This window comes from Providencia huaxiensis, from assembly GCF_002843235.3.
Lineage (GTDB): Bacteria > Pseudomonadota > Gammaproteobacteria > Enterobacterales > Enterobacteriaceae > Providencia > Providencia huaxiensis.
In genome coordinates, this window is sequence record NZ_CP031123.2 from 2,578,233 (window position 1) to 2,592,847 (window position 14,615).

16 protein-coding genes are annotated in these 14,615 nt (G+C 38.6%); 5 read left to right on the plus strand and 11 right to left on the minus strand.

Annotation, left to right across the window (positions count from 1 at the left end):
- Window positions 1–56: 56 nt before the first annotated feature.
- Window positions 57–503, minus strand: coding sequence for a GNAT family N-acetyltransferase (locus CYG50_RS13550; RefSeq protein ID WP_102140018.1), 447 nt, complete (start codon window positions 501–503; stop codon window positions 57–59).
- An 811-nt stretch (window positions 504–1,314) separates the two neighbouring features.
- On the opposite strand from CYG50_RS13550, the gene CYG50_RS13555 reads away from it, so the two are divergent.
- From CYG50_RS13555 to CYG50_RS13570, 4 genes are all read left to right on the plus strand, one after another.
- Entirely contained in the window at window positions 1,315–2,103 is a 789-nt protein-coding gene (locus tag CYG50_RS13555; RefSeq protein ID WP_036958500.1) for a DUF3100 domain-containing protein, read from the plus strand.
- Window positions 2,104–2,115: 12 nt separating this feature from the next.
- Entirely contained in the window at window positions 2,116–2,592 is a 477-nt protein-coding gene (locus CYG50_RS13560; protein WP_004262394.1) for a hypothetical protein, read from the plus strand.
- 18 nt (window positions 2,593–2,610) lie between these two features.
- Window positions 2,611–3,936 (plus strand): amidohydrolase, encoded by a 1,326-nt coding sequence (locus CYG50_RS13565; RefSeq protein ID WP_102140019.1) that lies wholly within the window; start codon window positions 2,611–2,613, stop codon window positions 3,934–3,936.
- A gap of 572 nt (window positions 3,937–4,508) precedes the next feature.
- Entirely contained in the window at window positions 4,509–5,687 is a 1,179-nt protein-coding gene (locus tag CYG50_RS13570; RefSeq protein WP_102140020.1) for a M20 metallopeptidase family protein, read from the plus strand.
- A gap of 82 nt (window positions 5,688–5,769) precedes the next feature.
- On the opposite strand, the gene CYG50_RS13575 is transcribed toward CYG50_RS13570, so the two are convergent.
- From CYG50_RS13575 to CYG50_RS13605, 7 genes are all read right to left on the minus strand, one after another.
- The gene (locus CYG50_RS13575) at window positions 5,770–6,747 is read right to left on the minus strand and encodes a LysR substrate-binding domain-containing protein (protein ID WP_102140021.1); all 978 of its coding nucleotides are present in this window, start codon (window positions 6,745–6,747) and stop codon (window positions 5,770–5,772) included.
- Between the two features lie 388 nt (window positions 6,748–7,135).
- Window positions 7,136–7,384 (minus strand): helix-turn-helix domain-containing protein, encoded by a 249-nt coding sequence (locus tag CYG50_RS13580; protein ID WP_102140022.1) that lies wholly within the window; start codon window positions 7,382–7,384, stop codon window positions 7,136–7,138.
- Window positions 7,385–7,597: 213 nt separating this feature from the next.
- Entirely contained in the window at window positions 7,598–8,128 is a 531-nt protein-coding gene (locus CYG50_RS13585; protein ID WP_102140023.1) for a fimbrial protein, read from the minus strand.
- Window positions 8,129–8,158: 30 nt separating this feature from the next.
- A complete protein-coding gene (locus tag CYG50_RS13590; RefSeq protein WP_148241599.1) occupies window positions 8,159–8,689 on the minus strand; it encodes a fimbrial protein in 531 nt (176 codons plus the stop codon).
- Window positions 8,690–8,901: 212 nt separating this feature from the next.
- Window positions 8,902–9,444, minus strand: a complete 543-nt coding sequence (locus CYG50_RS13595; RefSeq protein ID WP_102140025.1) for a fimbrial protein — start codon at window positions 9,442–9,444, stop codon at window positions 8,902–8,904.
- 58 nt (window positions 9,445–9,502) lie between these two features.
- Window positions 9,503–10,066, minus strand: coding sequence for a fimbrial protein (locus CYG50_RS13600; protein ID WP_168222857.1), 564 nt, complete (start codon window positions 10,064–10,066; stop codon window positions 9,503–9,505).
- Window positions 10,067–10,086: 20 nt separating this feature from the next.
- Entirely contained in the window at window positions 10,087–10,650 is a 564-nt protein-coding gene (locus CYG50_RS13605; protein WP_102140027.1) for a fimbrial protein, read from the minus strand.
- A gap of 179 nt (window positions 10,651–10,829) precedes the next feature.
- On the opposite strand from CYG50_RS13605, the gene CYG50_RS13610 reads away from it, so the two are divergent.
- Window positions 10,830–11,527 (plus strand): IS1 family transposase gene (locus CYG50_RS13610; protein WP_102140845.1). Its coding sequence is split into 2 segments (ribosomal slippage): window positions 10,830–11,079 and window positions 11,079–11,527, totalling 699 coding nucleotides; the frame shifts between segments, so codons are not numbered across the junction.
- A 7-nt stretch (window positions 11,528–11,534) separates the two neighbouring features.
- Here the strand turns inward: CYG50_RS13610 and CYG50_RS23515 are convergent.
- From CYG50_RS23515 to CYG50_RS23180, 3 genes are read right to left on the minus strand one after another with little or no spacing between them, the layout of a single operon-like run.
- Window positions 11,535–11,993: a fimbrial protein gene (locus CYG50_RS23515; RefSeq protein WP_102140748.1), complete on the minus strand. Its 459-nt coding sequence runs from the start codon at window positions 11,991–11,993 to the stop codon at window positions 11,535–11,537.
- Between the two features lie 13 nt (window positions 11,994–12,006).
- Window positions 12,007–13,509, minus strand: a complete 1,503-nt coding sequence (locus CYG50_RS23175) for a fimbria/pilus outer membrane usher protein (protein ID WP_253059588.1) — start codon at window positions 13,507–13,509, stop codon at window positions 12,007–12,009.
- The gene (locus CYG50_RS23180) at window positions 13,419–14,576 is read right to left on the minus strand and encodes a fimbria/pilus outer membrane usher protein (protein ID WP_253059591.1); all 1,158 of its coding nucleotides are present in this window, start codon (window positions 14,574–14,576) and stop codon (window positions 13,419–13,421) included. The genes CYG50_RS23175 and CYG50_RS23180 overlap by 91 nt, the downstream gene beginning before the upstream one ends.
- Window positions 14,577–14,615: the final 39 nt, after the last annotated feature.

Genomic DNA, 14,615 nt, shown 5'->3' on the forward strand with positions numbered 1-14,615 from the left:
CACTATAAATATCCGCTGCTAACCTTAAGTAGGAGCGGATATTCATCACTTCAGTATCAGAAAAATAACCGCATAATGGTTTTGTCGAATTCATCTTGGTCTACAACTGCAAAACCAAACTGCTCAAAGAATGGTTTCATCATGTCGTTGCCTTCAACATAACAAATTGATACGGACTTATATTTGCCCAAATTTTTAATTTCTTCCAGAACTAGCGGAATAGCCTGAGAACCAAAGCCTTTTCGTTGATGCTTTATATCAATCATCAATTGGTCAATAAACACTTCTTCTGGCCAACCATTTTCATGGTTTGAATAATATTGAACAAAGCCAACAGGCTCATCATCAACATAAATCCCTCGATTAATATAATGATCAAAAAATTTTGAGGCTGCGATTGACTCTGAGTTAAGAGCAACAAAGTCTTCCTGCTCTTTGGTTATCTCGAGGCAGATGATATCCACCCAATTGTCTTTGGTGATATCTTTTAGGGTAATAATCATAAACACCTTGCTTTAGAATTTACCAATTACAATACCGTTGTGATAAAAAGATGGCTAAACATAAATTTAGCAATAAATACTTTTTTGTTCGCGCCATTCGTGCCTTTGTATTTTTCAAGACGCAATAAACAAATAGCAGTCGATATGTTACGGATAACATTAATATCAGCATTTAGACTAAAATAAAATTTCGACTCATTTATTGCTTTCTAATTAATGAATATTCAAAATTGGGATCCAAGTCAAATATCACAGCCAAATACAATATTATTGTAATTTATCAAATTTTTTTGAAGAAACCTTAAAAAAACAAATTGGTTTATTAAACTAATAATCAGACTCAAATCAGGTAAAAGCAAAACCAAAAGATATAATCACAATAATAAACTCCAATAAAATCTAAATTTTCATCATTATACAAACTCAATAAAAATAAAACCTTTTCATATAAAAATACATAAAACCTGAACAACCTCACATTTATTAGGTATTTGATAACTCTTCGCATTAATGCATCTAAAAATCAAAATCACTTATGAAATAACATGTTAAAAACTTAATAAAATATTGTATCAGACTGAAAAATAACAATATTTTTAATATTAAAATGCAAGAGAAATTCAATAAGCACATTTTTATTAATTAATTTTAATTAATTGATTTTAACCATGCCTTTTAGGCATGGCTAAGAGACTTTCGGAATATTGTCAAGAAAATAGTTTCATGGATAGTATGAATACGAAAATGATGCATTTTTATTATAAATATATACGAATAACTCTTAAAAACATTTCCAATGAAAGGTAACACTATGGGTATATTAAAAGATAGTAAGTTGCTTTTGGTTAGCTTACTTATCATTCTTCTTTCGGAAGCTATAGGGCAAATTAAAATCAGTTTAGTTATGGTTTTTCCAATGCTTTATTCCATGTTGATGGGTGGTATTATCAGTTTTCCAAAATTCAAAATCCTCAGCGAAAAAAACATGGCACACGCAAGCTCTATAATGAGTGTCGCGTTAGTTATCTTAATTGCAAAATTAAGCACCTCCGTTGGTGCATCTTGGGAAAAAATTATTCAAGCCGGTGGTGCATTAATCCTGCAAGAAATCGGTCACTTTATCGGTACCATTTTACTCGGTTTACCCCTTGCCATTATGTTAGGTATGGGTCGTGAAGCCGTTGGTGCAACTTACTCTATTGGTCGTGAACCCAATATCGCCATTATCGAAGCCAAATATGGTTTAAGTTCACCAGAAGGCCGTGGCGTTATGGCAATGTATATTTGCGGAACACTATACGGAGCCGTTTGGATGGGCATCATCGCCAGTGTTATCGCAGGACTCGATATTATGAGCCCTCTCGCTTTAGCAATGGGAGCCGGGGTCGGAAGTGGTTCGATGCTAGCTGCGTCAGTCGCACCATTATTGGAGCTTTATCCTGAACATGCTGCGGATATTCAAGCATTCTCATCCTCCGCAAACTTGATGTCTTCAGTATTAGGTCTGTACATCTATATTTTCTTCTCCTTACCGTTTGCCTCTTTCTTATACAACAAACTCAAAAGAAAACGTGCAACAGCATCAGCAGATACAGAATAAGGATATAAGATCATGAAAAAGATGGCAGAAATTGCAATAATCATCGTGTTAGTCATCATCTTCACTTCACTGGGTGATGCTCTCGGAGGCTCAATTTATGGCCGCGGCAGCTTTGGCGCAGTCTTTAGCGACTCACTTATCGCCATGGCATTATTAGGGGGTATGTCATTTGTGGCATACTTAATTGCACAGATCCCACCATTAGGTAAGTTACCTGTGATTTTCTGGGTATCTTTAATTGCTGCAGGTCTGTGTTCACCATTATTCCCTTACGATAAAGAAATGATCGCAATGACAGGTAAAATTTCACTCGCTGTCATCAGTACGACAGTTCTGGCATTTGCCGGTCTTTCACTCGGTAAAGATATTGATAAATTTAAAGCCATTTCATGGCGGATCATCCCAGTTTCACTGGCGGTCTTTACGGGAACTTTCTTATTCGCTGCACTTATTGGTCAAGTGACACTTTCATGGAGCGGCGTTATCTAACCAGAGGAAATATTTACCATGACAATGACCAAAGACCAATTGAAAGCCATCGTCTGCGAAACAATTGCATCCCATAAAGGGGATATCAAAAAATTAGCAGAAGATATTTGGGCAGAGCCAGAGCTAGGCTACAAAGAAACGAAAACAGCAAAAAAAGTGGAAGCCGCATTTTCTGCATTAGGCGTTAATTACCGAAACCAACTCGCATTAACAGGGGTTAAGGCACGTCTAAAAGGTGGAAAAGGTAGCAAATATAGCATTGCTGTGATTGGTGAGCTCGACGCGATTATTTGTGCTGAACACCCAGAGGCCGATGATTTAACGGGTGCAGCCCATTGCTGTGGGCACAATGCGCAAATAGCCAATATGATGGCTGTGACTATTGGTCTGGTTAAGTCAGGTGCTATGCAATACCTCGCGGGAGACGTCGTTCCTTTCGCCGTTCCCGCTGAGGAATATGTTGAACTGGCTTATCGTAATAAACTGATTGAACAAGGAAAAATTAGTTATATCGGCGGTAAGCCAGAGCTGATATCCCTTGGCGAATTTGATGATGTCGATATGGCTATGCAAATTCATTTAACCAGCGTCAAACCTGAGCGTGATACTGGTTTTATTGAAATGTCGACCACCACCAATGGGTTTATTGGCAAGTTGATTAATTACAAAGGGACTGCATCCCATGCAGCGGCAGCACCTCACTTGGGTGTCAATGCCCTCAATGCCGCAATGATGGGGATCATGGGAGTAAATGCTATTCGCGAAACTTTCCAAGAAAAAGATTACATTCGTTTCCATCCGATCATCACGCAAGGCGGTGATTTGGTCAATGTCACCCCAAGTGATGTCCGTATGGAAAGTTATGTTCGAGCGTCAAATGTCCCAGCAATGATTGATGCGAATGAACGTATTACTCGCGCACTTGTTGCTGGCGCAATGTCTGTTGGTGCAGAGGTAGAAGTTAAAGATTTACCGGGTTACCTTCCATTATATAACAACGATACATTGAACAGTTTATTGCAACAAAATGCCCACAGCTTGATTGGCGAAGAAAATGTTTGGATTGCTGGGCACATGACTGGAAGCACGGATACAGGGGACTTATCACATATTATGCCAGTGAGTCACCCATGGATTGGTGCAATTCGTGGTGGGTTGCATGGTAAAGATTACGTTGTTTTTGATGATGATATGGCCTATATCCGCCCTGCTCAAATGATGGCAATGGCAATTATTGACCTGTTATTTGATGATGCGTCCCAAGCTAATGAGATGTTAGCTGATTACACCCCATTAATGAGCAAAGAGGAATACCTCTCATTTATTGGCTCTTTTAAGAACTAATTATTAAAACATTCCCCTTATTGCTATGTTCATTATAATAAGGGGAATATGATTTTTAGCTTTTATCCCACTTTTAAAATTTTTTCTTCGCATTAATTTAATTTCTTTTTACATTGGCCATTTCATTTAAAACAATTCCTAAAATCATGCCTCTCCCCCCTACTTTAAATAAAAAATTTAACTTAAACCCTACTCATGCTCACTTTAAAATGCAAATATTCCCAACATTAAAAACATACCCATAACCTATTGATATAAATAGACTTAATAAGTTAAGCACTCTTTATATTATTGTTTTAATAAATTACCATCCTTATTATTCATGAGCCATGCAATACTGATATGATATAAATACGATCTCCGTCACGCTCACTTTTTTAATATCCACGTTAAAATTCACTCTATAAATTGATAGATAAAGAATAACGAGTAGAAGTAGAAATCATCCTATTTCTGAATCTAATTTTTAAAATACACATAAATTAAATGAGCGCGCTGTTCATTATTCCATGCTCACACCAGGGGCCCTTTAACAGCATTAAAAATGCTTTCTGTATACGGGATAAAACGTAATGACCAACAAATACAATATCAGTGAAAAGCTCTTTGCTTTAGAAACGTTTAGCAAAAAAACACGTCAGGATTTACATAAAATCCCTGAATTGTCTGGGCAAGAATTCAAAACCTCACAATATTGCCGTGAATTGATGGAAAGCTTTGGCTATAACATTCGTTTATTTGAAGGCTACACAGGCTTTACCGCTGATTTGATTGTCGACCCAACCAAGCGCTTAATTGCCTATCGTACCGACATCGATGGCCTTGAAATGCCTGATTTAACGTGCAATGAACACAGTTCTGTCCATGAGGGTTGCGCTCATAACTGTGGCCATGATACCCACATGACCATCGCCTTAACAGCAGCTAAATACCTCAGTGTGAACCGTTCTGAACTCACCCATAACGTCCGTTTTATCTTCCAGATGGCTGAAGAAGATATGCGCGTACCAGGTGCTAACAAAATGGTCGAAATGGGCTGTATGGAAGGCGTTGACGAGGTTTACGGTCTACACAATGATGCGGCCTTTGAAACGGGTTATATTAAATTCAATTCAGGGGTTATGTCCTCTTATGGCTCAGCGTGGACACTAGATGTCCACGGTGTTTCTGCTCACGGCTCAACCCCTCATAAAGGGTTAGATGCTATCCGCGAAGCAACGCGTATCATCGATTATATGGACTACATTGTTGCCAAAAAAACCGATCCTTTCAGCCCTGCCGTATTTGGTTGTGGCATGATTAACGGGGGAACCATCCCAAATGCGCTGGCAGATCATGTTCAGGCACGCGGAACCATCCGTTCAATGGATGAAGAAACGGACAAAATATTAAAAGCCAGCTTCAATGAAATTGTGGCTCGTAGTGAAGCCGGCGGGTTTAAAACAACACTGGAAGCCAGCGGGTATCCTGCTGTTGTCAACCACCCACAAGCAGCCAAAGTCATTTATGATGCCGCAGCCGCCTTTTTACCAATTGAGCATATTGATTCAAATGGTAAGCCAATGACTGGAAGTGAAGATTTCAGTTATATGATCAATGCCACTAAAGGTAAACTCGGTGCCATGTACTTTTTAGGAAGTGGTAATCAAGCAAAAGGGATTAATAATTACTTACATGCAAACCCTTATTTTGTTGATGACGACTGTTTGCTGATTGGCGCTCAAATTTTTATTAATATTGCCACTCGTTAGAATAAATATAATACACACAGTAATACTAAAGCCGAGTAAATCTCCTATTACTCGGCTTTTTTCTTAATCATCCGCAGATAAGTCATAGCTCAGGCAATTCTCTATATAACCTATCTTTCTCACTTTGTTCTGTAGGTACCCATTGGTTCGGTTGATGAATATAATTCAAATCAAGGTGAGGTGCGTAATGAGAGATAAAATCATACATATAATCTTTTAGGTGCATGTGCCGATTAATGCAAACATGTGTATAACTTGGCTTGACTAAGTGGCTAATATCAATACAGCGTAATGCCTCACTATCTTCCTCTGGGTCAAAAGCTACGGTTGAAATAATACCGACCCCAGCACCGCGTTTTACATAGTATTTAATAATTTCAGTATCTACGGCAGTTAAAACAACATTTGGCGTTAATTTATGTTGATAAAAGACTTGGTCGAGCTTCGAATGCCCTGTAAAACCAAATACATAGGTAATTAGTGGGTAGCCCGCAAGGTCTTCAATCCTAAGCTGTTCACATTGAGCCAATGGGTGGTCATGTGGAACAATAATACTGCGAGACCATTGATAACAAGGCATTACCAATAAATCATCATAAAGATGCATCGACTCGGTCGCAATGGCAAAGTCCACATCGCCATTATTCACCATCTCTGCAATTTGAGCTGGCGCACCTTGGTGAAAATGCAAAGAGATATTAGGGTAACGTGCGTTAAAACGCTCAATCACTTGCGGTAATTTATAACGGATCTGGGTATGGGTTGTTGCAATATGCAAGTTCTGTTTTATCGTCGTATCTTCATGAGAAACAATACTTTTTATTTTATCGAACTGAGCAAGAATATCACACGCGACATGATGAACTTTTTCGCCAATCGGGCTCAGAGACAATAAGTTATTATTTTTCCGATTGAATAATGAAACGTTCAGCTCATCTTCCAATATTTTAAGTTGCTTACTCACCGTTGGCTGAGAGGTATACAGTTTTTCAGCCGCATTAGTGATATTGAAATCACTTTTGACCACTTCAACAAAGCTTTTAAGCTGACTAATGTTCATTGCTGGGGTATCCAATGTAAAATGGACTAAAAATAAGATTTAAAAAATATAGCTGTATTGTGCGCTTATTATACCATAAGCAACCGTCCAGCTAGAAGCATCCTTTTAGCATTGCTGAGCTCGCATTTACATTTTTCACAAGATCCCCAAATAATACCGTTTTTATTTTCCCCATAGAAACAAAATACCGCTATCACCATAGCAGTATATGTAAACTGAACATACTTTTTTATAAAACAGACAGATATTAAAAATAAGTATAGAGAAAATTAGTCATTGGTGTTGCCATCTTCTTTGATGTCTTCATCAAATATAAAAATGATTATGTCTACATATAATTATTTTTAATAGCTTCTCTTTTAAGAAGCTATTAATTTTAATATTCTGCTTATAATGGGTAGCTCATATCAGCCTCACGCCCCAAAAAGTAATTTAAATCACACTCCAGTATATTTGCAAATATACATAAACGATAAATAGTGAAATTCTGTGTTCCTCTTTCATAGCGTGAAATTTGTTGTTGGCTCAAGCCTGATTTTTTCCCTAGTGTACTCGCAGACCAACCGAAAAGAAGACGGCGTTTACGAACCTGCTGCCCAATAAAACTATTAGAAATTTCAGTGTTATATACGTTCATACGTACTGTCCTAATTATAATGACACTATTATTTTTAGTGTTGTAGCCTTAAAATTTAACGCCCTGACATGCTATAAAAAAGCGTATTCGAGATTTACAACCTCAAATAAACTTATATTTCTCAAATAAAAACAAATCATAAACTCATATAATAAAAGTTATTAAACCATTACTATCAATTTAATTAATAAACTATTATGTTTTATATTAAAATTAACGATAATTAACACTAAACTCTGCATTTACATTCACTTTACCGTTAGTGATATCACTCGTCTTAATTAATGCACCATTATAAGTTAATAATTGTTCACTACTTGATGAATTGAAACGCCATGTCACCACTTTGCCTGAAGGGTTCTGAATTTCACCATTTGTGGACTTAATACGCAGTGCTATTCCTTTCGCTGAATCTTGGCTCGTGGAATCTAATGCAAAATAATCCGCATTAAAACTATCTGGAGTACCACTCATCGAAACATCAGCAACGGCGGCTGACTCACAATTTTGTAGTTTAATCGTAAATGGTTTCTCAGCTACAACACTTCCAGAAGGATAACTCACCGGCACATTGACCTTTTTAAAATCAACAGTCTGATCTTTTGATCCGGTATCAACCTCGCATCCCATTAATTTTATTTTGCCTTTAATCTGAACAGAAGCATCCAAAGCCAGTGCTCCTGATGAAACGAAGCTTATACCTGCGACTAAAACAGTTCTCCTAAATAAACAGCTTATGTTCATCCTCTCTCTCCCATATTAAATAACTATTATTTATTGATACCCAATACTGATATCAATACTCGCTTGTGCGAGACCACCGTCAACATTCCCTGTTTTATACAAAGTGGCTTCATAATCTAATGGCTGTGCCGTCGATGACCACTCAACAACTGTGCCATCGGGTTTTTGCTTTTTATTTTTATCCCCTTTTACGTTCACACCATAAACCAACCCTTGTGCACTGCCGGTGCCACTATTAATTGCAAAGTATTCAGGAAAGCCGGTATCAGCCTTACCAGACATACTCACGGAAACTTTATTAATTGTTCCCGCACAATTAGATAGTTTTAATGAAAATGGTTGAGTGACCAAGCCAGAAAGACCTGTTCCACTTTTTGTCGTTGTTACTGTTTTAAAATCGATTTCTTGATTCTTACCACTATTTCCAAATTCAACATCACATCCCGTAACGATTGCATTTCCAGTAAAATTTAACGATAAATCACTAGCCGATGAAAATAGAGGGCATAGCGAAAAAACCATGCCAAAAATATAGCAATACCTGTACGAATATAATTTCATAATCAGTCCAAATAATAATCGCAGATCAAAACTAACGAATAATGATGCTAGTTCTTGAATTAATCATTGCCTTATAACATGCATATAAATTATTGAATCACTTCTACAAAAAAAATAGATAAACTAAACTTTCTTTGTCGTTTTAAGAAAATAAAACGACAATGTTATCAGTTATTTTAAATATCTATAAAACCATTCAATATATTAGTATTTTATTTATATGCTACGCTAACTTCGGCAACTGAACGAACATCTCCCCCGGTTATCGCATCTAACGTTTTAACTAATTCAGCACGATAAGGTAAAGTCACGCTAGCCCCTGAAAGGCTTCCCCAAACAACCGTGTCACCAACTGGCTTCTGGACTTTTTCTCCACCGGTTGTCTTTGCAATAATTTTAACGCCTACGCCTTTAGACATGTTTGCACCTTTATCAATCGCAAACAGCTCTCCACCAGCCATATCAGTATCAGCAGTACCTTTCATTGAAACATCAATACCTTTTAAATCTGCACAATTTTGAAATTGCAGATTAAAATCCTTTTTAGCTATTGAGCTTCCTTTAACCGCATTTTTAACTACAGTAACATCCGAAAAATCAACTAATTGGTCTTTACCTGTGCCTGTTGAAATATCACACCCCGCCAACTTTATTGTTGCTTTCAATGTTAATGTTGCATCAGCCGCTTGTGCACCTGAAGTTAAAGCAATACCCGTCATAGCGCCCATTAGCGCTAATAGAAAATTTTTCTTCATTTATATAGCCCTTAATTCAATATTATTAGTAATAATATTTTTATATATGGATACTCTATTAATTATATTTTACAGTGACATTCACAAGCCCAGTAATTGCCCCCGCAGTTACTGCACCAGTTTTATATAATGTCGCTTTAAAAGGAATATTATTCGCTGTTGCTGTTTTTGCCCATAAAACCTCTTTCCCTGGTGACTGAACCGTTTTTGCTGTATCAGTTCCTTTAATACCAACCGCTAAACCACCAGCTTTACCAGCCCCCTCATCAATAGAATAGTAATCAGCAAAGCCCGTCACAGCTTTGGTTGTATCCATGACTAAACTAATATTTTTAAGATTCGCACAACTAGTGAAATCTAAAGAGAAATCCACATCTTTTAAGGCTGAACTCCCTGTTCCCCCCGCTGTCGCTTTAGCTAAATCCACAGTACCAAAAGCGATCGCTTTTGTTTTACTACTCGCTGAAATATCGCATCCTGTTACTGTTACATTTCCACTAAAGTTCAACGTAATATCCGCTGCATGTACTGCACCACTGACTGCAATCAATAATGATAAAGCCCCCACTTTTTTCATTGTTGACCACGGGAAATTACGACTATTTTCCATTGCATTACTCATAATAGTTATCTCCATTGTTATTATCTAAAGTCTAAACGCACAGTTACAATTGATGAATATTTACCAAGCGCAGGAGCTAGACCAGTACTACTGAAAGGATAAGTTTTGATTGTTACCGAACCATTTTGATTAGCATCTAATTGCAAAGGGAGTTTCCCTGTAGTCGGTGTTAAGCGGCCATTAGGCCCTTCTATTGCAATAGCAATATCTTTATTATCCGTACTAAAGCCATCAGTAGTGCTATTTGGGTCAGCAGTACCAATAAAGCGCATATCTAAATTTGCATAAGCATCCATATTTGAGCACTTCAAACTCAATGTTTTAGACTGCGGTACTACACCTGCGGGCATTCCTCCTTTACCTGCTGTGACGAAATTTCGCTGAGGAATATCATTAAACGGAATCGATATACTCTGACCCGCATTAATTTCACAGGACTGCGGGGCTGTAATGTCAACACTAATACCTACAGTAGCAATAGCAGGTCCATTCTGCTGAGGGGCATTATTTGCAAACAGAGTATAAAAATCTGGAATACTAAAAGTCGTACGACCAACAAATGGTTTCCTTATATAAAGATCCATTCTTCCGGTACCACCACTAGTTATAGTCTGCCTTATTCGACTTCTACCAAATTGGTTAAGCTCCGTATTTGGGCATACCCCTTCAGAGGTATAATTAGAAACACTTCTGAATGGAACTTCGGTCGAGTATTCAATGAGTTGATAATGGGGTAAACTGAGCTTTTCTGTTGAGGTTTAGTATGGCTACCATTTCAGTAAAATGCCGATTCTGTGGGTTAACCGACCCTGTTAAAAAACATGGCACCGGCAATGGAGGTCATCCCCGTTATCGCTGTCAGGCCTGTTGCCGCACTTTTCAACTCGATTATACCTACAACGCTTGTCAGCCCGGCATCAAAGAGCAAGTGGTTGAGCTTGCCATGAATAATGCGGGTATTCGTGACACCGCTAGGGCATTACATATCAGTATCAATGCCGTCGTCCGCACTTTAAAAAACTCTCGCCACGGAATGTAACAACACTGCCCCTAGATAACCTACAAATTCAGCTCATTTGTGAGGTCGATGAGATGTGGTCATTTATCGGTAACAAAAAAAGTCAGCGTTGGTTGTGGTATGCATGGGAGCCTCGCTTAAAGCGGATTATCGCTCATGTATTTGGTTCCCGAAGCAAGAAAACACTGGGGAAATTGTTAAAACTGCTGTCTGGGTTCCGTATCGCTTTTTGGTGTACGGATGGTTACAGGGCGTACAAAGAGACACTCCCTAGCGAAAAACACATTTTAGGAAAGCTATATACACAGCGAATTGAGCGTGAAAATCTGACGTTGCGTAACCGATTGAAACGACTTAATCGCAAGACGTTAGGGTATTCAAAATCATCCGGCATGCATGACAAGATCATTGGGACTTTCATTGAGCGAGAGTATTACGTTTGAAATGCCATCAACCCTTTGGATACGTGACCGGAACTTCATGCATGGAGGTAGTACCCGTATTTTGGTTCCAAATTGCAACAAAAGTTCTGACATCTATATACTCATTAGCTTTTTCCCAGCCCGGCGCATGGCCAGTAGTCGGCCCATTATTCCCCTTATAAAACGTTGAGTAATAAGTCTGATTCCATGATTCACCAGGTATGCATGCACAAACTATCTTGTATGATTTCCCATCATTCCAACTAAATTTCGATGGGAGTTCAACACCAGACTTATTAAATGATGAACCAATATCACCGGTAAGACTGAGTGTATACCTCGTTACTGCCCCATCAGGATGACAAATGTTATACCACTCAGTATCGATCCCACTTGCATGAGTATTTGGGACTATTAGAAATGGAGCAATCAATAAACTGGGGGCAAATAATAGTGCTGATATATGAATATTAAATAATTTTCTCATTGTAATCTCCCAATTACTGGCATACCGCTTGAGTCTGAATAATACCAATGGCATCTTTACTCAATGGTTTCACAGGTAATTGATAATTAACGAAGCAACTCTGTGCCGCTTGTTGTCCCCATTTAATTTCCAGCTTACCGCTTTCCGGTAACCCACTGATAAATAACTGACCACCTTCCCCAACTATCGAACTATTAACCGCTTTCCCATCATTTTGAACTAGCTGTGCGGATGCGCCAAAAGGGATCACTGTGCCATTTTTATGTTTTAGTGTGATTAAAGCTCGGTACCCTATTTGAGTAATAAACTCAACCCTAGAAATCGCCCCTTTACTCGGCACAACACTCTTAGCACTTTCTTGTAATTCCACGTTGTCACCCAATGTTTGTGTATCTAGCTCAACATGGTTAAATCGATAGGCTTGAGCAAAAGGTAATACGGCATAGCCCCGCCAGTCTGTCTTAACACCGGTATAACTTGTAATATTGGTATCTTTGGCACCAATAGCTTTAACTAGAATGGAGGTTTCATTAATTGGTTGAGAAAGCGTTACCCCATCCTCATGAACTAAAACACCACCCTCAACACCGTAGTTTAACTGCCTAGAATCTTTGCTATAGTTATAACCAAAGTTCATATTGCCGTAGCCACCTCGGTAACTGAGACTAGCTCCACCACCATTACCCTGTCCTTTCGAACCATAGCTCTCCTGAACGCTATAACTGAGATTATTATCATCTAATAATGTGCCTGAAATTCCCGCTTGATGAGTTATTGGCCCATGGCGCTGGCTAACCATGTTGTAAGTCGCCCATGTGTTAGGTAATAATGCAGAGAGTGGAAATGAACCATTAAAACTGAAAATTTGGTCTGTTTCTCTTTGGTTTGGGTATGTTGCTCGACTATAAGAAACACCGTAATTTAAAGGGCCCCAGTTATTGTTATAACCTACTTGTAACCGACTTTGCTTACCTTGCCCTTTCCAGAAATCTTGTCGGTTAGCAGAAAAATAGATAGACCCTAAATCTTTACCTAGTTGCTGCGTTAATGTTCCTTCAAGACGGTAGCGTCGGTGGTAAGAGTAGCGGCTATCATCTGCAAAATCCCAATCTTGATATCTACGCTCAACGGCTTCTTGGAAGGTATAAAACCCTTCCGTTGAGTAACGGTAGCCTAATAAACGAAAGTCCGTGCCCGTATTAGCAAAAGATTTAGAGTACAATAAGCGATAAGATTGGCCTGTAGCGCCATTACCATATCGTGTTACATCTTCGCTATGAGCTGTTGTAATATCAAAAGAATATGCACCAAAATCGCCGATATTCTGACCAACCCCTAGCACCAGAGAACGGTAGCGCTCTGCAACTTGCAGGCCTCCATATGCAGTCAAACTATTTAGGATCCCCCAGACCAGAGAGCCCTGCGTTATAAATGGCCGCTGGCTACTGTGACCATTTCGATATTGCCCCGCTGAAAATGCATACTTAATTTGCCCTTGGCGACGTAAAACAGGCACACTCGCAAATGGTTGAATAAAGCTTTGGATGGCTCTTTTATTTCTACCTCAAGGTCACCACTCGCAGCAGTTGGGTACAAATCCGTGATAGCAAATGGACCAGGAGCCACATAACTCTGGTAAACGGTATATCCATTTTGCTTAATCGTCACCGTCGCATTAGTACGCGCTATCCCACGTACCACGGGGGCATAGCCTTTCAGGCTATCCGCTAGCATGTCATCATCAGTACCAATTTGTGCACCACGAATTTGCACACTGTCGAAAATATCGCCCGGTGTATAGGTATCACCCATAATTATTTGCGACTTCAACTGCACAATATACCGCTGGAGATAGGTATTAATATTTCTCCAGCTATTATTACCATTACTGCTGTTCCACGTTGAATAATTACGTAAGCGCCATGCCCCCACGTTAACCCCAGAACGTAAACTCAAAAAATAGCTATCACTCGACTTATCACTAATATGACTGCCTGTATTCGTCGAATTACTCCCTGTAAAGCTATAGTTTGTTAGCAATGCGGGGATCCCTTCATCCCACATTGATGGGTCAATCGTTCCCTTTGCTAAATTGGTCAAAGATGCTTGAGGAAAACTCAAATACAATCTCTGCTGATTAAAATCAAAATGGGATGATGCATAAGGAATAATTTCTTCAAAAGCTGAAAATGGCTTACACTGAACAGGGTCTTGCGCATATTGAGCTAATTTAGGAAAAGCCTCAACACGGACACCATAAGCTTGTAATTGCTCATACGAAATACAAGGTTCTAATGATACGCCATCAGATGAATGATTAGCTTTATATTCCCTAGTACTAAAATTTACATTCTGCTTTGCCACTGCTTGTTCATTAACATATATATCGACCAAATACTCTCCGGGTAATTGATCCACATTGCCTTTTGACAATAAAGAAAAATCGGCAACGCTATTACTACTAATATTTTCTAAAAATTGAGAGTTAAACAATTCTTTCGCTAAAACAGGATAAGCGCTAAATATTCCCAATGTAATGCAAGAGAAAGCCAAAAGCTTCTTTCTATATCGTATTTTGTTCATTCCCTCGTTCCCTCTAATATATTGCGCAAAACTTTCTTA